General features: G+C 67.0%; 17 protein-coding genes. 7 read left to right on the forward strand and 10 right to left on the reverse strand.

Going from position 1 to position 21213, the window contains the following annotated elements:
* Positions 1-97: 97 nt before the first annotated feature.
* From FHS28_RS20370 to acpA, 6 genes are all read right to left on the reverse strand, one after another.
* The gene (locus FHS28_RS20370) at positions 98-2416 is read right to left on the reverse strand and encodes a S8 family peptidase (RefSeq protein ID WP_088453663.1); all 2319 of its coding nucleotides are present in this window, start codon (positions 2414-2416) and stop codon (positions 98-100) included.
* Positions 2417-2587: 171 nt separating this feature from the next.
* Positions 2588-3238, reverse strand: a complete 651-nt coding sequence (locus tag FHS28_RS20375) for a CAP domain-containing protein (RefSeq protein ID WP_088453664.1) — start codon at positions 3236-3238, stop codon at positions 2588-2590.
* 83 nt (positions 3239-3321) lie between these two features.
* Positions 3322-4383 (reverse strand): tetratricopeptide repeat protein, encoded by a 1062-nt coding sequence (locus tag FHS28_RS20380; RefSeq protein ID WP_088453665.1) that lies wholly within the window; start codon positions 4381-4383, stop codon positions 3322-3324.
* Complete coding sequence (gene ku, locus FHS28_RS20385) at positions 4383-5309, reverse strand: non-homologous end joining protein Ku (RefSeq protein WP_088453666.1); 927 nt, start codon at positions 5307-5309, stop codon at positions 4383-4385. Before ku ends, FHS28_RS20380 begins: the two co-directional genes overlap by 1 nt.
* Before the next feature lie 146 nt (positions 5310-5455).
* Positions 5456-6070 carry an alpha-ketoglutarate-dependent dioxygenase AlkB gene (locus FHS28_RS20390; protein WP_088453667.1) on the reverse strand — a complete coding sequence of 205 codons (615 nt, stop codon included), beginning with the start codon at positions 6068-6070 and terminating at the stop codon, positions 5456-5458.
* A 132-nt stretch (positions 6071-6202) separates the two neighbouring features.
* Positions 6203-8008: an acid phosphatase gene (gene acpA, locus FHS28_RS20395; RefSeq protein ID WP_088453668.1), complete on the reverse strand. Its 1806-nt coding sequence runs from the start codon at positions 8006-8008 to the stop codon at positions 6203-6205.
* Positions 8009-8255: 247 nt separating this feature from the next.
* Between acpA and FHS28_RS20400 the strand changes: the two genes are divergently transcribed.
* Entirely contained in the window at positions 8256-9488 is a 1233-nt protein-coding gene (locus FHS28_RS20400) for a cytochrome-c peroxidase (protein WP_246410395.1), read from the forward strand.
* Between the two features lie 92 nt (positions 9489-9580).
* A complete protein-coding gene (locus FHS28_RS20405; RefSeq protein ID WP_088453670.1) occupies positions 9581-10285 on the forward strand; it encodes a glutathione S-transferase N-terminal domain-containing protein in 705 nt (234 codons plus the stop codon).
* 143 nt (positions 10286-10428) lie between these two features.
* On the opposite strand, the gene FHS28_RS20410 is transcribed toward FHS28_RS20405, so the two are convergent.
* The 4 genes from FHS28_RS20410 to FHS28_RS20425 form a co-directional block, all read right to left on the reverse strand.
* The gene (locus FHS28_RS20410) at positions 10429-10629 is read right to left on the reverse strand and encodes a SlyX family protein (protein ID WP_246410412.1); all 201 of its coding nucleotides are present in this window, start codon (positions 10627-10629) and stop codon (positions 10429-10431) included.
* A gap of 248 nt (positions 10630-10877) precedes the next feature.
* The gene (locus FHS28_RS20415) at positions 10878-12947 is read right to left on the reverse strand and encodes a DUF885 domain-containing protein (protein WP_088453672.1); all 2070 of its coding nucleotides are present in this window, start codon (positions 12945-12947) and stop codon (positions 10878-10880) included.
* Positions 12948-13105: 158 nt separating this feature from the next.
* On the reverse strand, positions 13106-15058 hold the full coding sequence (feoB, locus tag FHS28_RS20420) for a ferrous iron transport protein B (RefSeq protein ID WP_088453673.1): 1953 nt from the start codon (positions 15056-15058) through the stop codon (positions 13106-13108).
* Positions 15051-15371, reverse strand: a complete 321-nt coding sequence (locus FHS28_RS20425; protein ID WP_088453674.1) for a FeoA family protein — start codon at positions 15369-15371, stop codon at positions 15051-15053. Before FHS28_RS20425 ends, feoB begins: the two co-directional genes overlap by 8 nt.
* 457 nt (positions 15372-15828) lie before the next feature.
* Between FHS28_RS20425 and FHS28_RS20430 the strand changes: the two genes are divergently transcribed.
* The 5 genes from FHS28_RS20430 to FHS28_RS20450 all read left to right on the forward strand — a co-directional run bounded on the left by FHS28_RS20430 (position 15829) and on the right by FHS28_RS20450 (position 21204).
* On the forward strand, positions 15829-16809 hold the full coding sequence (locus tag FHS28_RS20430) for a BMP family lipoprotein (protein WP_088453757.1): 981 nt from the start codon (positions 15829-15831) through the stop codon (positions 16807-16809).
* A 16-nt stretch (positions 16810-16825) separates the two neighbouring features.
* A complete protein-coding gene (locus FHS28_RS20435) occupies positions 16826-18427 on the forward strand; it encodes an ABC transporter ATP-binding protein (protein ID WP_088453675.1) in 1602 nt (533 codons plus the stop codon).
* Complete coding sequence (locus tag FHS28_RS20440) at positions 18424-19560, forward strand: ABC transporter permease (protein WP_088453676.1); 1137 nt, start codon at positions 18424-18426, stop codon at positions 19558-19560. The genes FHS28_RS20435 and FHS28_RS20440 overlap by 4 nt, the downstream gene beginning before the upstream one ends.
* Positions 19553-20518 (forward strand): ABC transporter permease, encoded by a 966-nt coding sequence (locus FHS28_RS20445; protein ID WP_088453677.1) that lies wholly within the window; start codon positions 19553-19555, stop codon positions 20516-20518. Before FHS28_RS20440 ends, FHS28_RS20445 begins: the two co-directional genes overlap by 8 nt.
* Before the next feature lie 254 nt (positions 20519-20772).
* On the forward strand, positions 20773-21204 hold the full coding sequence (locus FHS28_RS20450; RefSeq protein ID WP_246410397.1) for a cytidine deaminase: 432 nt from the start codon (positions 20773-20775) through the stop codon (positions 21202-21204).
* Positions 21205-21213 lie beyond the last annotated feature (9 nt).

Raw genomic sequence — 21213 nt, forward strand, 5'->3', positions numbered from 1 at the left:
GCGACTGCGGCGTATGCAGCGCTTCACGGATGCCTGGAAAAAAACCGCCCCTCGGGGCGGTTTTTCATGGCGGACGCGAGGAGCGCCGCTCCGAGGCTTAACGACGCGAACGTCGCTGCAGACCCAGGAGCGCGGTGAGCATCAGCAGCCCGAATCCCCACGCCATGGAGAACGCGCCGCCACCGCCGCCGCCGGAGCTGCTGGTGGAGCTGCTACCGCCGGTCCCGCTGGTCCCCGCCCCGCTCCCCGATCCACTCCCCGACGCGCTCACCGTCAGCGTCTGCGACGTGCTGCTGGTGTAGCCATTGCTGTCCGTCACCGTCAGTCGCACGACCACCGTTCCCGCCGCTGTGGCGTTCAGTGTGGTGGTGGCGGACGTCGTGGAGCCGGTGAAGCTGGCCAGACTGGTGCCGCTGGTGATGTCCCAGAGATAGCCGGTGAGGCTGGCGCCGGTGCCCGCCTTGGAGGCGCTGCCGTCCAGCGTCACGAGGGTGCCCACCGAGGGCGTCGTCGTCGAAGCGGTGAAGCTGACGGTCGGCTTGGCGGCGGCCACGGTGAAGGACTTGCTCGTCGTGGCGCTGCGGCCGCTGCTGTCGGTCACCGTCAGCTGCACGGTCACCGTGCCGGCACCGCTGGTGAGCAGTGTCGTGGACGCGCTGGTGGTGCTGCTGCTGAAGGACGCCAGGCTGCCACCGCTGGTGATCTGCCATAGGTAGCTGGAAATGGTGCGGCCGGTCGTCACGGTGGAGCTGCTGGCATCCAGCGTGAGCGACTCGCCGGCCAGCACGGTGGTGGCCGATGCGGTGATCACCGGTGTGGGCGGCATCGCCTGGGCGGCCGCCACGGCGGCCCCGGCGTTCAGCATGCCGGCGCCGCAGGTGAAGACGGTGCAATAGCACTCGCTCGTCTGCGGCGTCGCATCCGGGGCGCGGCAGGCGCTCACGCCGGTCTCGGCACCCGGGAAGGCGGTGGCGGTGCTCTTGATCAGCGACGTGACTTGCGCCGGGGTGAGGTTGGGATTGGCTGACACCATCAGGGCGGCCGTGCCGGCCACCAGCGGGGCGGAGAAGCTGGTGCCCGCTGCATATTTGGCGCCGCCGTCGGTGTAGCTGTCCGCGCCCGGCACGGTGGTGCCGGTGTTGGTGGCGGTGATGATCGGATAGACGCAGGTGCCACTGCTGTTGACGCAATTGCCGCCCGGGGCAGCGATGGTGGCGGCGGTTCCCAGATCAGAGAAGCCGACCTTGGTGCCGCTGTGACGCAGGCCCACCACACCGATCACACCGACGCAGTTCGCCGGGGTGCCAACGGCCAGGCCGTCGTTACCGGCAGCGGCCACGACAACCGCCCCTGCAGCGGTGACATCGCTGACGGCGGACAAATAGGCGATGTTGCAGCTGCCCGAGCCCCCCAGGCTCATGTTCAGCACCTTGGCCGGTACGGCCGGCGAGGGAATGCCGGTGCCGCTCAGGCCTGCGGCCCAGCGCATGCCGGCCTGGATGTCGGAGTCATAACCGCCGCATTTGCCGAGCACACGCACCGGCATCAGCTTCACATTGGGCGCGACGCCCGCCATGCCGATGCCGTTGTTGGTGGCCGCGCCGATCAGGCTGGCGGTCTGAGTGCCGTGCCAGCTGCTGTCTTCGACGGTGCAGTCCTTGAGCGTGCCGGAAGCGGCTTCGGTGGCGGTCACCCAGTCACCGGGGTCGGACGGATCGCTGTCGCGGCCGTCGCCGTCATTGGCGATGGTCGTGTCGGAGATGAAGTCATAGCCCGCGACCAGCTTGGAGGCCAGGTCCGGATGGGTCTTGACGATGCCGGTGTCAAGTACAGCGACCACCACATTGCTGTTGCCCTGGGTGACGGACCAGGCCGTCTCCACATCGATGGCCGACTTGATGCTGCTGGTCGGGGCGCGCAAATACCACTGACCGGCCACCGGCGTGGTGGTGGTCTGGTTGTCCGCGTAGAGGGGGTCGTTGGGGGTGTTGACGCCCAGGGCAAAGCGGCGCTGGTCGACCACGGCCCATTCCACATCGCTGTCAGCAGCGAGCTTGTCCGCCAGGCCCTGCGAGCTCATGCCCGATGCGGTCAGCACCTGGCTGTTCGGACTGATGGAGCGGCCGTCCTTCAGCGCGACGCCCAGCCGCGCGCCCATGGCGGACGCCAGCTGGGGACCAGCCATGGCGCTGGCGTGGCCGCCAGTGTCGACGCTCAGGGCGGTGGCCCGGCCGGTGCTCAGCACCGATGCATTGTTGCGGTACTTGACGATCACCCGGGCCGAGACGCTGCTCGCATCCGCCGCAGGCATCTTGCGGGCCACGACCTTTTCCTGCTCGCCGGAGACCGCAGCCCCCAGCAGACCTGCCCCGGCCAGCAGGGCCAGTGGCAACAATGTGCGACGCAACAATGACATGTGTTCCCCACCTAAATCGGCCAGTGGCCGCAGTGGCGGCAGTCTATGCGGGGGCCGGGCGAGTCACAGTTGCGAATGTTGGCTGGTTCGTGTCAGTTTGAACACGAAGACGATCTGGATCCAGCGGACCGGGCACCGGCAGGATGGGCGCCCGGGATCCACGTCAAGGATTTAGCGGCGGGCGCCCAGGTCCATGGTCCAGTAGGTGCCGTAGTCGTTCTTGGTGGAGGCGGCCAGGCGGCAGGACACACCCACTTCCTGGAAGGTCGGATTCATGATGTTGGCGCAATGGCCCGGGCTGGCCAGCCAGCCCTTCATCACCGAGTCCACCGAGGTCTGACCGGCCGCGATGTTCTCGCCGAGGGCGGTCCAGGGGTAGCCCACCGCGGTGACCCGTTGGCCCAGGGTGCTGCCGTTGGAGCCGGTGTGGCTGAAGAAGTTGTTGGTGGACATGTCGATCGACTGATTGTCCGCAGCCTGCGCAAGCAGGGCGTTCCAGCCGAGCGGCGTGGTGGCGGCAAAGGTGCCTGAGGTGCCGCAGTTGGCTCCGGCCGCGCGGGCGGCGTTGATGGCGTCCAGCAGCTGCTTCTGGAAATCGGCGTCGGCGGCCAGCTTGCAGGTGGCCTGGCCATCCGGGGCGGCGCCTGAGCCAGAACCGCTGCTGCCGCTGCCGCTGCTGCTGTCGCTGCCGCCGCCACCGCAGGCCGCGAGCGTCAGCGTCAGCAGCAGTGCGGGCCATCCGGCGCGCCGGGTTGCAGCGGTCGAGACGGGGGAGGTGCGCGGGGTGCCGGCAGCGCGGCCGTGTGTCAGAAACGTGTCCATGCCGGAATCATAGAAAGTGACATCCGATACGTCTGGAACCAAACGTATCGCTGGGCGTACAAGCGCCGAAGATGTGCAAATGTTCATGAATCCTCCGCCGGATGCAGGCGACGGTAGGCATTCAAGTGTCGCAAGGACGCCTGCGTTCGTCCGAGCCGTTCCATCAGGACGCCAAGATTGAAATGGGCGTCGGCCAGGCCCGGGTCGAGAACCAGCGCCCGTTCGTACGCCCCCACGGCGGCCAGCAGGTCGCCGGTATCTTCCAATGCGGTCGCTCGGTTGAAATGGATCAGCGGGGTGTCGCCGCAGTGGTCCAGGGCTCGCTCGTACAGAGCCACTGCTTCCCGGCAGCGATGGGTTTCGCAGAGCATGGCCCCGAGATTGACGTAGGCCACGTCCAGGCAGGGGTTGTGCGCAATGGCATCGCGGTAAGCGGCTTCTGCGGAGGCGGCATCGGTTGCTTCCAGCTGAAGCGCCTGCTGAAAATGGCGCCAGGCGACGGTGTGGGCCTCTTCAGCGGAGCGGTCGCTTCGGGGCAAGGGCCTTTGTGGCGCTGAGGCTGAGGCTGCCAATGTCGATGTCGATGTTGGCGTCGATGTCGATGTTGGTGCCGTTGTTGATGTTGATGTTGATGTCGGCGACCGTGACGGTGTTGGTGCTGGTGTTGTTGGTGTCGGGGCAGAGGCGGCCGCGGATTCGGATGCAAGCGGGGATGCAGAGGCGGATGCAGGACCCTGGACAGAATTGGCCACGGCGGAACGCGGATCCGCGCCTTCATCCAGCGGCAGCAGCAACTGACCGGACAGGGCGTCGCGCCGCGTCCCTGCGTCGCTCGCCTCGATGGCGCGTCCGCTGGCACGCAGCCGCACGCTGGCCAGATGCGCATCGTCCGCCAGCGAGGCCTGGACCGTGCGAAGGGCTTGCACCACCTTGCGATGCGGAATGCGCGCGTCGCGCAGCGCCTTGGCGGTGCGCAGCACCACCATGTCGCGAAGGCTGAATCGCCAGTCGTTGGCGGCGGTGCGGGCGGCGGCGGGGGCGGGGTGCAGGATGTCCTCCTGCACCAGCGTTTCAATGAAGCGCCGGCTCAGCCCGACGAGTTTTTCCGCCTGACGCAGGCTGTAGCCGCTGTCCAGGGCCGACATCACTTGCGGGCGCGGCTGCGCGGTGCCGGCGCGGCCGCAGGCTCCGGCGCGGTGACGGCGCGTTTGGCCGGCTTGCGGGTGGCGGAGGGGGACGCGGCGGTGGCGCTGGCAGTGGCGGGCTTGAGCTTGGTGACGTTGGTCTTCTTCTTCTGCAGGCTGGACCGCAACGCGTCCATCAGATCAATCACCTGACCGCTGGCGGGTTCGTCCTCGCCATGCGCGGAAGCCACGATCTGCTTGCCTTGCACCTTCTCATCGATGGCCGCCAGCACCCGGGCCTTCTCTTCATCCTGGAACTGGTCCGGGTCGAAGGTGTCGGCGGCGATCTGGTCCACCAGTTGCAAGGCGAGCTGCAGTTCGGTGCTCGAGACGTTGGCGGTCTCAATGTCCAGGTCGGCCAGCGAGCGGACCTCTTCGGCATACCGCAGCTGCTGCAGGATCAGTCCGTCCTCATTCGCGCGCACCTGCACGATGTACTGCTTTGCCTTGAAGGCCCATTTGGCCAGTGCGCACCGGTCGGATTGCCGCATGGCCTCGGCAAGCAGCGCGTAAGGCTTGGCGCCGCGTTTGTCGGGCGCCAGCAGGTAACTCTTGTCGTAGAACAGCGGGTCGATCGAACTCAGCGGCACAAAGCTGACGATGTCGATCACATGGCTGCTGCCTTCTTCCAGGTTCTTCAGCTCCTCGGGTGCGAAGAGCACGAAGTGATCCTTCTCCACCTCATAGCCCTTCATCATGTCCTTGCGCTCCACGACCTTGCGGGTGCGTTCATTCACATATTGCTGCTTCAGGCGGGAGCCGTCCTTGTCCAGCAGATGAAAGCGCACGTCGGAACCGGACTCGGTGGCGGAGTACAGGCGCACCGGCACGTTGACGAGGCCGAAGCTGAGGGTGAGCGAGGCAATCGATCGGGCGGATGTGGCCATGGCGAACTCCTGGGACGTCCGGTGCCGCGGAGGCGGTCGGTGTCCGATCCAGGGTACGGCGGACCCAGGCGCGCAGACATCAGGCAGCGCTCCGTCCTCATGTAGGACGACAGGAGGGGATGTGGCGAGGCTTGTTTCCGCCGACTTCAACGGGGGCGATCGCCCGCCCGAGGTGTTCGGAAGGTGATGGACCAACGCATCGCATCCACCGGCGCGACGCTGTGCTGCCAGCCCCAACGCGCCACGCCCGTGATGGCGTAGACAGCCCGTGGCTCGACCTGCAGCCGCACGACGTCTTCCTTGCGTGGTGATACCGGGGGGTAAGGACGAAAGCGCAGCGTCGCCGGGCCGCCCAGCGAAACGCCGAAGATCTGCTCGAACTCGGGCACGTCGCGGTGCCAGCCCAGCGGTGTCCCGGGGGTATAGGCGGCCACCAGGGTGTGCACCAGGGACTCGGCCGGCACGCCCGCCCATGCCGCCACACGATCCCGCAGCGGATGCAGCGCTTCAATCAGCGGCTGGGCGGGCTCGAGGCGATTGGTGTCGTAGTCGAAGCTTCCGCCATAGCTGATGACCTGACGGCGTGCGGTGTACTGCTTGTAGCGAGCGGCCGCCAGCGGCAGCGCCGTCACGATGTCGAGCAGCTGGGCCTCTTCCTCGCGGGACAGAAAGCCTTCCTGCAGACGCAGGCCGTCCGGCAATTGGTCGGCCGGAATGGGCAGGTCGTCAAACAGGCCCGATTGCGAAGGAGCGGCGGTCATTGCCACCTATTGTGGGCCCTCACCATGCCACCGCCACCGCCCACACCACGGCCCTCCAACGTCACCGCGCCAGGGAACCCCGCTTCTCCGCAAAAGAAGACGTCGTCCCAGCAGGCGCGATGGCGCGGCGCCTTAAAGGTCCAAGGCCTGCGTCAGGTCGCCCATCGGCTTGCCGCCGTTGGCCGTCAAGGCCTGGTCGCGGGCCGCCAGCCCTCGCAGCGGCGTCAGTCCGTAGCGCCGCGTGATCAGCCGCAGCACGGAGGCGGTGTCGTACTGGGTGTGATCCACCGTGCCCATCTTCGAATACGGCGAGATCACCAGCGCCGGCACCCGGGTGCCAGGGCCCAGCTTGTCGCCCTTGGGCGGGGCGACGTGGTCCCATTGACCGCCGTTCTCGTCATAGGTGATGACGATCACCATGTGCTTCCACTGCGGGCTCGCCTGCAGTTTGGCCACCAGATCGGCAATCTTCTGGTCCGCATTGGCGATGTTGGCATAGCCGGGGTGCTGGTTGTAGAGACCTTCAGGCTTGTAGAAGGTCACCGACGGCAGCGTCCCTGCCGCCGCATCGGCGACCAGATTGTCGTAGTCCTTCAGATGGGCCGCACGGTCGGTGGCGTGGGTCACCGGATCCATGTCGGCGTAGTAGTTGAAGGGCTGGTGATGCGGCTGGAAGTCCACCGCATCGGTGCTGGCCACGCCGCTGCTGTTGGCCGCGTAGATCACGCTTCGCTTGACGGTCGGCGCCTGCGCTCCGTCCTTCAGCGCCGCAGTCCATGCGCCGCCGTACCAGGCCCAGCTGACGTTGCGGGCGGTGAGCTGGTCACCAATATGGGTCTGTGTTTGCGCAGGCAGCGTCGTGGGCTTGGACGGGTCGGCATACAGCGCGTCATTGCCATTCACATCCACCGGGGCATTGCCGCTGGGCTGGAACGGCGCCTGCATCGTATTGACCGCATAGAACTTGCCGTCACCAAAGTAATTGGCCGGTGTGATGTTCCCGGAAAGCTGGAACACCGGCGCGGCGTCCAGCGCCGATGCCTTGGAACTCACCGCCACCGACAGCTGGTGGGTGTAGCTGCCGTCCGCGTTCTTGTCGAGCACCGCGATGGTGGGCTTGGCGGCGGCGGTGTCCGCATTCGGATATTCCGGCGCGCAGGCGCAGATCAGGTATTGGTGGTTGAGGAAGGAGCCGCCGAAAGCGCCCTGGAAGAAGTTGTCCGCCAGGGTGTATTGCTGCGCCAGCTTGTACAGCGGTGAGGCGCTGTAGTCGAAGTAACCCATCAGCAGACCGCCCGAATCGCCCCAGGCGGCGAACTGGTCGTTCTTGCCGTCGTGGATCTGCATCTGGTTTTCGAAGAAGCGGTGATAGAGGTCGCGGGTCACCACCGTGCCGTCGATCGTGGCATTGGCGCTGGCGCGGAATGCGGTGCCGATGTTGAACGGCGCATTGGGCAGGCCGGCGCTCTGGGCCTGCGTCACGGTGACCGTGCTGCCGGGCGCCGTGACGCCACCCCACACCGGCGGCAGCGTGGCCAGCGTGGTGGTGCCGTCGCGGTCTTTCTGCGGCACGTAGGCGGCGGTGACCGAGCCGTCAGCATTCAGCACCGTGTTCAGGCCATTGGCATTGGGAAAACGGCCATACAGGTTGTCAAACGCACGGTTCTCGGCGTAGATCACCACGATGTTCTGGATCTTGTCCTGCAGCGCCGCGGTGGTGTCCACCGGTGACGACGAGTCACCGCCGAAGCAGCCGCTCAGGCTGAGCAGCGCGCCGATCGCGACAGGCGTCAGCAGCGTCGGCCTGAGTGCGCGCACGGATGAGCCGGCCGGTGACCGGACAGCTGAGCGGACAGCTGAGCCGACAACGGCGGACGGTCGAGTCGTCGAAAGGCGATGTGCGCGATGCTGGGTGACGTGGCAGAAAGGCAACTTCATATCGGTCTCCTGAGACGGGCCATTCGGAAAAAACGAACCGGGCGGAGATTGGGGCTGTCACATGACATGTACGTGTCACACCGCGTGGGTACACAGCCCAGCGCGCACAGGCTTTGGCGGCCTGTTGTGTTTGCGGGTCGTTTCGTTGCTCGACATGAGCGCCATGTGTCTGCGAGGTTTCGCTGTGAATGTGTCATCGAGGTGTCTTCTGGGTGTGGTGAGGTCCCTGCGGCCTTGGCATGGGTCTTTGCGCGCTGCGGTGGCGGGCGTGCTGCTGATGCCGGTGCTGGCGCTGGTGACCGGGGCGGGGGCCCAGGCGCCGCCCGCAGTGCCTTTCTATGCGCCAAGCTTTCCGCATCAGCCGGATGCGGCACAACTGACTGCACTGGGCCGCCAGCTGTTTGCAGAGAAGGCGCTGTCCGGCAGTGGGCGGATGTCCTGCGCGTCCTGCCACGATCCCGCACATGCCTATGGACCGCCCAATGGCCGTGCGGTGCAGTGGGGCGGCAATGGACTGCGTGGCGTGCCCGGCCTGCGCGCAGTGCCCTCCCTGATGTATCGCCAGACCACCCCGCCATTCAGCGAGCACTTCTTCGACAACGACGGCAATGACTCTGAAGATCAAGGTCCCACCGGCGGCTACGCGTGGGACGGTCGTGCCTCATCGGCGCACGAGCAGGCGGAGGCGCCGCTGCTGTCCCCGTTCGAGATGGCCAACCGGGGCCGCGCGCAGGTGGTGAAGCGTCTCGCGGCTTCGCGATCCGCAGCAGCGATGCGGACGACCTTCGGCCCGCAGGTATTCGACGATCCGGCCGTGGCCTGGAAGGGCCTGGTCCTCGCACTGGAAGTCTTCCAGCAGAGCCCGCAGGACTTCGCGCCGTTCAGCAGCCGCTACGACGACTATCTGCGTGGCCATGCCACCCTGACGCCGGCCGAAGCGCGAGGCCTGCAGGTCTTCAACGATGCCCGGAAAGGCAATTGCGCATCGTGTCATTTGAGCGAGGTCAAGCGCGGCGCGTTTCCGCTCTTTACCGACATGGGCCACATCGCCCTCGGGGTGCCGCGCAATCCGGCCATTCCGGCCAACCGCCAACCCGACTGGTATGACCTCGGGCTGTGCGGTCCACTGCGCCAGGATCTGCGGCAGCACACCGACTACTGCGGCCGCTTCAAGACCCCCTCGCTACGGAATGTCGCCACCCGGCGGGTGTTTTTTCACAACGGCGCGGTGACCCGGCTGGATCAGGCGGTGCGCTTCTACGCCGAGCGTGACGTCCACCCCGAACACTGGTACCGAAAGGACGCACGAGGCCAGGTCCGCAAGTTCGATGACCTGCCGGCCGCCTATCACCGCAACGTCAATCAGGAGCCGCCGTTTGGCGGCTCACCCGGTGGGCGGGCGGCCATGAGCGATCAGGATATTGCCGACGTGGTGGCCTTCCTCAAAACGCTCACCGACCGTCCGCCGCGCGCCCCTTGATATGGTCTTGGCCCGACGCCCTGCAGGACTTCCCAACGATGGTCACAATGGCTTCATCCGACGATTCATTCACGCCTCTGGCGTGTCCCACCATGACCGATCTGTCCCGTTTTCCCATCACCCAGAAATGGCCCGCCCAGCATCCGGACCGGCTGCAGCTGTATTCGCTGCCCACGCCCAACGGCGTGAAGGTGTCGATCTTCCTGGAAGAGGTGGGACTGCCGTATGAGGCGCATCTGGTGAGCTTCCAGACGAATGACCAGATGTCGCCCGAGTTCCTCTCGCTGAACCCCAACAACAAGATCCCGGCGATCCTGGATCCGCAGGGGCCGGGCGGGGAGCCGCTGGCGCTGTTCGAGTCCGGCGCCATCCTGGTCTATCTCGCCGAAAAGACCGGGCAATTGCTGCCTGCGGATCCGACGCGCCGTTATGAGACGCTGCAGTGGGTGATGTTCCAGATGGGCGGCGTCGGCCCGATGTTCGGCCAGCTCGGCTTCTTCCACAAGTTCGCCGGCAAGGAATTCGAGGACAAGCGTCCGCGCGACCGCTATGTGGCTGAATCCCGGCGGCTGCTGGGCGTGCTGGACCAGCGCCTGACCGGCCGCGGATGGATCATGGGCAACGACTACACCATTGCCGACATCGCCCTCTGGCCGTGGGTGAACACTCTGGCCAACTTCTACGAGGCGGGTGATCTGGTGGGCCTCTCGGACTTCAAGGAGGTGCGACGCGTGCTGGAAGCATTCCTGGCGCGGGACGCCGTGCAACGCGGGTTGAATTCACCGGCCCGAAGCTGAACGGCGCAGCGGACCCACTGCTCATCAGGTCGAGCCTGACGGCATCGGCATGACGGCATCAGCCGGACAGGCAAGGCCGGATAGGAGAGGCCTGACAGGGGTCCAGCAAGGAGACGCCTGGCCGGGCGTCTCCGCCTGCGCTCTCAATAATGCGGGGGCAATTCGTCGCGCAGGCTGCGCGGGCCGTCGCCACGGCCGTCGGGCATCTGCCGGCGCAGCTGGGTGATCTCCCGCACCAGCGCTTCGATCTGCTGCTGTTGCAGCGCCACCTGGGCATTCAGCGTGTCGAGCAGGTCCTCGGTGAAGCTGGCCTTGATCTCCAGCTCGGTGATACGCTGCTCCAGCTCGGCGGCGGCGTCGGGAGAGGAGGGTGAAGCCGACTGCGTCTGCGATCCCGCTGACGCTGCCGATAACGAAGGCGATGACGATGACGATGCGAATTCCTGGCTCATGGCCCGGATTGGAACACCATTGACGCCCGTATTGAGCGCCCGTATTGAGCGACCCGTACTGAGCGGCCCGCACTGAGGGACTCGCCAGCCGGCACGAACACGGCCCTCGTCGCGAAGGCCGTCCGTACGCGCCGCTCAGATCAGCGCTGGTTCATCAGCTCGGCAATCACAGGCACCGGTGCGCTGCCATAGCTCAGGAACTCCTCGTGGAAGTCCTTCAGCTTGAAGCGGTCGCCCAGCGCCTGGCGCCGCTGCTCGCGCAGCTCCATGATGTCCGAATAGCCGCTGAAGTAGCTGGTCAGCTGCACCGACGTCAGCTGCACACGGCGCCACTTCTCGCGCGCCTCCCGTTCGGTCTGAAAGGCCTGACGCATCAGCAGGTCCAGCGCCTCGTCCTGGCTCATGCCCAGCACATGCACGCTGTAGTCCAGGAGGGTGTTGGTGACGCTGCGCAGATTCCACTTGCTGTACATCAGCCACATCTCCGGCGCCTGGTTGCCGTAGCCGGACTCCAGCATCATCCGTTCGCCGTAGACCGCCCAGCCTTCCACCATCGCGCCGTTGCCGAACAGCGCCTTCACCAGCGAGGGCGACTTGTTGGCATGCACCAGCTGCGTGTAGTGCCCCGGCACCGCTTCGTGGATGTTGAGGATCTGCAGGATCCAGTGGTTGTATTCGCGCAGCGTGCTTTCGGCCTGGGCGTCGGTGAGGTCGTCCAGCGGCGTGACGTTGTAGTAGGTGCGGTCCTGCGGCCGATACGGGCCGGGCGCCTCGATGCCGGCGCCCGCCACACCCCGCTGGTAGACCGGCGTCTCACGCACCATCAGCGGCTTGCTCGGGTCCATGGTGAGCAGGTCGTGATCGACGATCCAGCGCTCCAGCTGCGGAATCTGCGCACGGATCTCGGACACGAAGTCCTCCCGCTTCACGTGCTGCGCCGACAGCGTGTGGATCACAGCGCCGATCTTGGCAAAGCGGTCCGTCGGCTTGGGCGCGTCGCCCTGGGTCTGCGACCAGAGCTGGTCGGCCAGGCTGTCCATGCGGGTCAGCAGGGCTTCCCGCGCCGCGAGCGCCTTGCGGTACATCTGCTCGGCGCTGTGGGCCGATTGAATGTCGTAGCTGAACTTCTTGTCGTAGAGCGCCTGTCCGAGGCGGAAGCTGCGCGCCGAGCCATCGGCCTTCAACGCGGCCAGACGCTGCGTCAGCTGCTCGCGCCAGCCTTGCACGGCGGTGCGCGCGGCGGTCAGACGCTGCTGGAGCTGGGTGCGGTCGGCCTTGCTCAGGCCCTTGGCCGCTTCGCTGTCGAGCGCCTTCTGGATGTCGTCGAGCACGCTCAGCACGCCGGGCGCCTGGTCGATGGCCAGCTGGGTATGTTCCAGCGTCGGCTGACGCAGGCTGGCCGCGCCGGCGCGGTAGTAGGCGGGCACCTGGGCCAGACGGCCTGAGAGCGCGCGCAGGCGCTGCGGGAGCGGTGCGTAGTCGGTGTTCAGCACCAGGTCCAGCAGGCTGGCCACGTTGACGTTGGCCGGGTTCCATTCGAACTCGCGGAGTTCGGTCAGCGCGAAGTGGTCGCTACGCAGCTTGTTCAGCAGTTGGCCCAGATCGGTGCGCGACGCGGCGCTCAGGCGCTCCGGCTGCACCGCTTCGAAGCGCTGCAGCCATTGCCGCACGAAGCGCAGCTGGGCGGCGCGGCTCTTGTCGTCCGGCACGTTCAGCCGCGCAGCGAATTCATAACGGCCGGCGGCGACGGCAGCGTCCGGGTCCAGGCGCCAGAGGGCTTCGATGAAATCGTGGGCCAGGCGCTGGAAGCGCTGGTCGGCAGGGGAAGCGGTGGAGGAGGGGGCAACGACTTGAGTGGGGGCGGCGGATGCAGCTGCGGCCGAGGGCGCCACGTCCGCGCTCGATGTGAGCGCGGACGCTGCGGATCCAGGAGTGCCCGCGGGCTGCGCGGCCCCGGGTCCGGCGGCGAATGCGGCGCCGCTCAAGGCGGTGACGGTGGCGATGGCCGTGACGGCCGTCAGCACGGTGGTCGCTACCCGCGTGCGGGCCGCGCGGGCCGGCACCGCGTCCGTGGCCCGAGGGCCTTGTGGTTCGAGCCGCTCACGCGCCTGAATCTCATGAGGCGCCGAGAAGCGCAAAAGGGGTTGCAGCGGCGGCAACACGGGCGAGCCCAGGCGGGTGCGCAGGAAAGCGAAGAGGGGTGCAGTCATGGAGCGCGAGCATAACGACCGCGTCGGCGCTGCCAATCGCGTCAACCCCACCTGCGCGGCCGTCGTGGCGATGATCGCCCGGTCGTCGCAGCGTTCGCGGCATTGCCGCGGCGGCGATCATCGCCCCGCCGCGGGTGCGGCGAAGCGATGACGCCTGGTCAGCTCAACATCCAGCTGCTGATGTGGAAGGTCAGCCACGACGCCAGGTAGGCCAGACCAAACAGATACGCCAGCATGATCGCGGGGATCTTGTAGCCGTTGGTCTCGCGCTTCACCGCCGCGATGGTGGACAGGCACTGCGGCGCAAACACATACCAGGCCAGCAGCGAGAAGGCGGTCGGCAGGCTCCAGGTCTGCACGATCAGCGGCGTCAGCGCCTGCGCGGCATCTTCAGCGGTGGCCGACAACGAATACACCGTGCCCAGCGCACTCACCGCGATCTCCCGCGCAGCAAGACCCGGCACCAGCGCGAGGCTGATCTGCCAGTTGAAGCCAATCGGCTCGAAGACCACGGCCAGTGCCCGGCCCAGCATGCCGGCGATGCTGTATTCGATCGGTGCGCCGGTGGCGCCGGGCGGCGGTGCCGGGAAGCTGGACAGCAGCCACAGCAGCAGCGTCAGCGCCAGGATGATCGTGCCCACGCGCTTGATGAAGATCTCGGTCCGCTGCCACAGCCCGATGGCGATGCTGCGGCCATGCGGCCAGTGGTAGCTGGGCAGTTCCATCATCAGCGGACGCACCTGACGGCCGCTGCTGGTGAAGCGCTTGAGCACCCAGGCCACGCCCATTGCAGCCACGATGCCGGCCATGTACAGCGCAAACAGCACCAGGCCCTGCAGACCGATGCCGCCCCACACGGTGCGCTCCGGAATGAAGGCGCCAATCAGCAGCGCATACACCGGCAACCGCGCGGAGCAGGTCATCAGCGGCGCGATCAGGATGGTGACGAGGCGGTCGCGCGGATTGGCGATCGAGCGGGTGGCCATGATGCCGGGGATGGCGCAGGCGAAGCTGGAGAGCAGCGGAATGAAGCTGCGGCCGGACAGGCCCACCGAGCCCATGATCCGGTCCAGCAGGAAGGCCGCGCGAGGCAGATAACCGGACTCTTCCAGGATCAGGATGAAGAAGAACAGGATCAGGATCTGCGGCAGGAACACCAGCACCGAGCCCACACCGGCGATCAGTCCGTCCACGATCAGGCTGCGGAAGTAGCCTTCGGGCAGCAGCGCGCCGACCTTCTCGCCGAGCCAGGCGATGCCACCTTCGATCAGCTCCTTGGGCGGCTCGGCCCAGGAGAACACCGCCTGGAACAGGAAGAAGAGCAGCACGGCCAGGATGATCGGGCCCAGCACCGGATGCAGCACGACGCGATCGACCTTGTCGCTGGGCAGCTCGCCCTGGTGGCTGTCCAGCTTCAATTCGCGCAGGATCGTGCTGATGCGTTGCTGGTCGTCGCCTTCCGCCGGGGCGATGGGCGACTCGCCTGCGGCCGCACTCGAAGCAGCACCTGAAGCAGCACCTCCTGCGGCAGTCGCTGCAGCCACCGCACCCGTCGCCTGCCCAGCGGCCTGCCAGGTCTCCGGCTGGTCCAGCACCGCACGCAGTTCATCGAGGCCGTGGCCATCGGTGGCCACCGTGCGCACCACCGGCACGCCCAACAGCTGGCTGAAGCGCTGCGTGTCCACCTGAATACCGCGACGGGCGGCCAGATCGGACATGTTCAGCGCCACCACACACGGCACGCCCTGACGCTGCACCGCGAAGAACAGCCGCAGATTGCGACGCAGATTGGTGGCGTCCAGGACACACACCACGAGGTCCGGGCGCTTTTCGCCCTGTGCGCGGCCGGCCAGCACGTCGACGGTGACGCGCTCGTCCGGCGAACGGGGATACAGGCTGTAGGTGCCAGGCAGATCCAGCACCCGCAGCAGCTTGCCGGCCGCGGTGCGCAGCCGGCCTTCCTTGCGCTCGACCGTCACGCCCGCGTAGTTCGCCACCTTCTGACGGCTGCCGGTGAGACGGTTGAAGAGAGCGGTCTTGCCGCAGTTCGGATTCCCCACCAGCGCCAGCAGCGGACCGGCAGGATGGACGTGGACAATCGCCTCACGCATGGGAGGCTCCGTTCGTGCCGTTCATGGCCGACGTCGGCACGATGCAGGAAGCGTCTTCATCCAGCCCCAGCAATTGGACACAGTCCGCTTCCGCACGGCGCAGCGCAAACGTCGACTGCCCGATGCGCACCACCAGCGGATCGTGGCCGGGCATTGCACGTGCCAGCACGGCCACATGTTCACCGGCCACAAAGCCGAGTTCTTCCAGCCATTGCTTCCATTCCGGCGCGTAGGCGGGCGGCTGCAACGCTTTGACGCGGTGCGCCTCGCCGATGGCGGCGTGGGCGAGGGTAGGGATCGGGACAGCGCTCATGTGTGGGGAATCCAGGCGAGCCGAAAGAGCTGGCGAAGTGACAATTCTAAATGAAAGTAATTCTCAACTCTGTGCAGGATGTTGGGAAGCCGGATGGCGAGCATTGGGCGATTGGCGCTCGTCGCTCCGCACCGCGCGGCGTCCCCATGGGCTGCACCTGTCCGGCGCCCGCCCGTTGCCGGAGGTTTAGAGCCGACGCCCCAGTCGCCGAGGGGCCGCAAACGTTTAGCGTTTTCCTTAGACTCGTCTACACTCCGCGATCCTTAAAATCCGCCCCGCTCCGTCCTGCCTGCGCCTGTCTCCGACGCCTCCCTGCCTGCATGCCTGACTTTGCGAAGCCCGTGGCACCTGCCCGCGCTGCAAGGTCTTTGGCAACGGGGTGGCCCGGATCGTGCATGCTGACGGACTTGTGTTTGGACTCTTCCCTCGTTGAATCGGGACTGCAATGAAGCCTTCCATGTCGCTTTCCTCGCTCATGTCCGGCCTGGCGCTGGCACTGATGTCCGGCACGGCGCTGGCGCAAGCCACCACGCCGGCGGTCATCTTCGACATGGGCGGCAAGTTCGACAAATCCTTCAACGAAGCGGCTTACCGCGGCGTCGAGAAGTGGAAAGCCGACACGGGCGGCAAGTACTTCGAATTTGAGATCAGCAACGAAACCCAGCGGGTGCAGGCCATCCGCCGCATGGCCGAGCGGGGCGCCAGCCCCATCATCTCGGTGGGTTTTGCGCAGGCCTCCGCCCTGAACCAGGTCGCCAAGGACTTTCCCAAGACCAAGTTCGTCATCATCGATGAGAAGGTCAACCAGCCCAATGTGCAGTCCGTGCTGTTCAAGGAACAGGAAGGCAGCTTCCTGGTGGGCGCACTGGCCTCGCTGACCAGCAAGACCGGCAAGGTCGGCTTCATCGGCGGCATGGACATCCCGCTGATCCGCAAGTTTGAATGCGGCTACGAGCAGGGCGCCAAGGCAGCGAATCCGAAGGTCGAGCTGTTCAAGAACATGACCGGCACCACCGCCACGGCCTGGAACGACCCGACCCGCGGCGGTGAGCTGGCCAAGGCCCAGTTCGCCAAGGGTGTGGACGTGGTCTTCGCCGCTGCCGGCGGCACCGGCGTGGGCATCTACCAGGCCGCCAAGGACGCCGGCAAGTTCGCCATCGGCGTGGACAGCAATCAGAACCACCTGCAGCCCGGCACCATGCTGAGCTCCATGGTCAAGCGGGTGGACGTGGCCGTCTACAACGTGCTGAAGGAATGGAAGCCCGGCATCCTGGTGCTCGGCCTGAAGGAAGGCGGCGTTGAATACGCGCTGGATCAGGACAACGCCAAGCTGATCCCGCCCGCGGTCAAGACCAAGCTGGACGCCTACAAGGCCGACATCGTCGCCGGCAAGATCAAGGTGGCCGATTACATGGCCGACAACGCCTGCAAGAACTGATTTCCCGGCGTTCACCATGACTGAGTCCTCACGCGGCGGACCCGCGCCCGCGGTCCGCCTGTGCGACATTTCCAAGCGCTTCGGCGCGGTGCAGGCCAACCGGGCGGTCAGCCTGTCGGTCGCGCCGGGCACGGTGCATGGCCTCGTTGGCGAAAACGGCGCCGGCAAGAGCACCCTGATGGCGATCCTCTACGGCTACTACCATGCCGACGAGGGCCACATCGAGATCAACGGCCAGCGTGTCCAGATCGCCAATTCGCATCAGGCCATCGACCTGGGCATCGGCATGGTCCATCAGCACTTCATGCTGGTGGACACGCTGTCCGCGCTGGACAACGTCATGCTGGGCGCCGAGCCCGCCTTCTTCCTCTCGCGTGCCAAGCGTCAGGTGCGCCAGCAGCTGGAAGCGCTGATGCGCGACACCGGCCTGCAGGTGCGGCTGGATGCCACCGTGGCGGACCTGCCAGTGGGCGAGCTGCAGCGGCTGGAAATCCTCAAGGCGCTGTACCGCGGCGCCCGCATCCTGATCCTGGACGAGCCGACCGCGGTGCTGACGCCGCAGGAAACCGACCAGCTCTTTGAAGTGCTGCGTCGCCTGCGCGAGCGCGGCACCACCATCCTGCTGATCACCCACAAGCTGCGCGAAGTGATGGCGCTGTGTGATGCGGTGACGGTGATGCGCGCCGGCGCAGTGGTCAAGACTGCGCTGATCGGCGAGACCAGCCCCGAGGACCTGGCCGAAAGCATGGTCGGCCGCAAGGTCAACCTCGGCCGCGCCGGGGGCGCCGCGCAGCCGCGGTCGGACCAGCCGGTGCTGCAGGCCGATGGCCTGAGCGTGGCCAGCGGTGCCGGCGTGCACCTGTTGACGAATGTGAAGCTGGCGCTGCGCCCGGGCGAGATCGTCGGCGTGGCCGGCGTCTCCGGCAATGGGCAGAGCGAGCTGCTGGAAGTGCTGGCCGGCATGCGGGCGCCGGATGCCGGCTCGCTGCATCTGGCCGGCCGTGAATTCCGCGCCGCCGCCTGGCTGGACCCGCGCACCGCGCGCGACCTCAAGCTGGCCCACGTGCCGGAAGACCGCCACCTGCTGGGCATGGTGCTGAGCTTCCCCGCCTGGGAAACGGCTGCGCTGGGTTATCACGAGCAGGGCCAGTACTGCGCCGGTCCCCTGGGCCTGGCGATGAACCAACGCCACCTGCGGGCCCAGACGGCACGCATGATGGAGGACTTCGACGTCCGTCCGCGCAATGCGGAACTGGGCTCGTCCAAGTTCTCCGGCGGCAATCAGCAAAAGCTGATTCTGGCGCGCGAGATCGGCCAGCAGCCGTCGGTGCTGCTGGTGGGCCAGCCGACCCGCGGCGTGGACATCGGCGCGATCGAATTCATCCACAACCAGTTGCGCCGCCTGCGCGACGCGGGCTGCGCCATTCTGCTGGTGTCCAGTGAGCTGGACGAGATCCTGGCCCTGGCCGACCGCGTGGTGGTGATGAATGCCGGACGCATCACCGGCGAGCTCAGCATCGAACAGTGCACCGAGAAGACCCTGGGCCTGCTGATGGCCGCCACCCCTGACCCCGCGGACGCACCCACCGAGGCCGCTGCCGCGAAAGCTTCCTCATGAGTCAAGCCTTGCAAATGCCGCGCTGGATGGATCTGGTGCTGCTGCCGCTGTGGAACCTGCTGATTGCCCTGCTGGTGGCCGGCGGCGTGGTGCTGTTGATCGGCGCGAGCCCGGTTCAGGCGCTGTCCGTGCTGCTGGAAGGCGCGCTGGGCAGCGCGCGTGGCCTGGGCTATACGCTCTACTACACCACCACTTTCATCTTCACCGGTCTGGCGGTGGCCGTGGCCTTTCACGGTGGCCTGTTCAACATCGGCGGGGAAGGGCAGGCGACGCTGGGCGGTATCGGCGTGGCGCTGCTGTCGCTGTGGCTGGGACCGAAGCTGCCGGCGGTGGTGATGCTGCCGCTGGCGGTCCTTGCAGCGGCGGCCTTCGGCATGCTGTGGGCCGCCGTTCCGGGTTACCTGCAGGCCTGGCGTGGCAGCCATGTGGTGATCACCACCATCATGTTCAACTTCCTGGCGGCCAGCCTCAACGGCTACCTGCTGGTGAACTGGCTGCGTCCCGCCGGCTCGATGTCGGTGGAAAGCTCGGACTTCGCCCCCTCCGCCCGCATGCCGGCCATCCATGAACTGGCTGCACGCTTTGGCTGGGAACTGCCGTCCTCGCCGCTGAACCTGTCCATCGTGCTGGCGGTCCTGGCCTGCCTCTTTGTCTGGTGGTTCCTGTGGCGCAGCCGCGCGGGCTACGTGCTGCGCGCGGTCGGGGCCAATCCCTCGGCGGCGCACTATGCGGGCATCCGTCCGCGCTGGCAGGTGCTGGCGGCCATGGGCCTGTCCGGCGCACTGGCGGGCCTCGTGGGCATCAACGAAATCGCCGGCGTCCAGGGCAAGCTGACCCTGGACTTCGTCGCCGGCGCCGGCTTCACCGGCATCGCGGTGGCGCTGATGGGCCGCAATCATCCGGTGGGCATCGTGCTGGCCTCGCTGCTGTTCGGCGTGCTGTATCAGGGCGGCGTGGAAGTGTCTTTTGAAGTGCCGGGCTTCAGCCGCGAGATGGTGGTGACGGTGCAGGGCCTGATCGTCCTGTTCGCCGGCGCCATGGCCATGGTCAGCGCGCCGATGTTCGCGCGCCTGTATACGTTGCTGACACGCCGCTCGCGCCGCGTGGCCGGCGAGGGGAAGTCCCATGGATGAGGTGCTGATCGGGTCGGTGCTGGCCTCGACGCTGCGCGTCACCACGCCGCTGCTGTTTGCGGCGCTGGCCGGTCTGCTGTGTGAGCGTTCCGGTGTCGTTGACATCGGGCTGGAAGGCAAGATGCTGGCCGCGGCCTTCGCCGCCGCCGCGGTGACGGCGGTCACGCATTCCGCGCCGATGGGCATTGGCGCCGCCATGCTGGTGGCCTGCGCCATGTCGGCGCTGCACGGCTTTGCCTGCGTGACGCATCGCGGTGACCAGGTCGTCTCCGGCGTGGCCCTGAACATGGTGGCCGCAGGGCTGACGGTGGTGCTGGGCATCGCCTGGTTTGCGCAGGGCGGCCAGACGCCGCCGATCGACGCCAGCCAGCGACTGACCGGCCTGTTGCCGCAATTCGCCGAGCCGGTGCCGGGCAGCTGGGTGGGTTCCGTCATCGGCCATGGCCTGCTGAGCCACAACCTGCTCGTCTATCTGGCCTTCGCGCTGGTGCTGGTGGTGTGGTTCTTCCTGGAGCGGACCCGACCGGGCCTGCGACTGCGGGCGGTGGGCGAGAACCCGGCGATGGTCGATGCGGCAGGGGTGTCCGTGCCCCGCCTGCGCTACACCGCGCTGATGCTCAACGGCCTGCTGTGCGGCCTCGGGGGCGCCTATCTGACGCTGGCGCAGAACGCCTCGTTCTCGCCGAACATGACTGCCGGTCGCGGCTTCATCGCCCTGGCCGCGATGATCTTCGGCAAGTGGAAGCCGCTGCCGACGCTGGCAGCGTGCCTGCTCTTCGGCTTCCTGGATGCCATCGCGATTCGCCTGCAGGGGGTGTCGCTGCCGGGCATCGGCGAGGTGCCGGTGCAGGCCATCCAGGCGCTGCCTTACATTCTGACGGTGGTGCTGCTGGCCGGCTTCATCGGTCAGGCCGTGGCGCCCAAGGCGCTGAGCAAGCCCTATGTGAAGGAGCGTTGAGGCGCCCTCCGGCAGCCCATCCACCTTGCGTCGCTGTCCGGACCTGAGCGCCGGGTGATGCAACGGTGCAGGCCAGGCGACCGACAATCCGTCGCTCCGGCTTCAGGCGCCGGGACTTGCCTGCCGGAACCCAGCCGCGCCATGCAGCCACGCCCGGCCCGCCCGGTGACTCACGCAGCGCGCGGCGCCTTGCATGCCGTGAGTCGCCGGTCCCAGGACCTCACCGGCCCAACGATATCGAGGAAGGAAGAGACATGATGCAGATCCCCGGCCTGAACGACGCCTTGGTGCAGCAACTGCTGACCGCCGCCATGAATGCGCGTCAGCATTCGTATGCACCGTATTCGAAGTACCTTGTGGGCGCCGCCGTGCTGGACGAGCAGGGCCGCATCCACGCCGGCTGCAACATCGAGAACGCCGCCTATCCGCAAGGCTGGTGCGCCGAGACCACCGCGCTGGGTCACATGATCATGGCCGGTGGCCGCATCGCCCGCGCCGTGATGGTGACCGGCGCCGGCAGCGAGATCATCACGCCCTGCGGCGGCTGCCGTCAGAAGCTGCGTGAGTTTGCGCAGCCGTCCGACCTGATCGTCATCGCTGGCGACAGCACCGGCGTGCGCGCCCACTGGACGCTGGAGCAGCTGCTCCCCGCCAGCTTCGGCCCCGACCATCTCAAGAACGCCTGAAGGAGAACC

This window comes from Roseateles terrae (assembly GCF_014192155.1).
Lineage (GTDB): Bacteria > Pseudomonadota > Gammaproteobacteria > Burkholderiales > Burkholderiaceae_C > Roseateles > Roseateles terrae.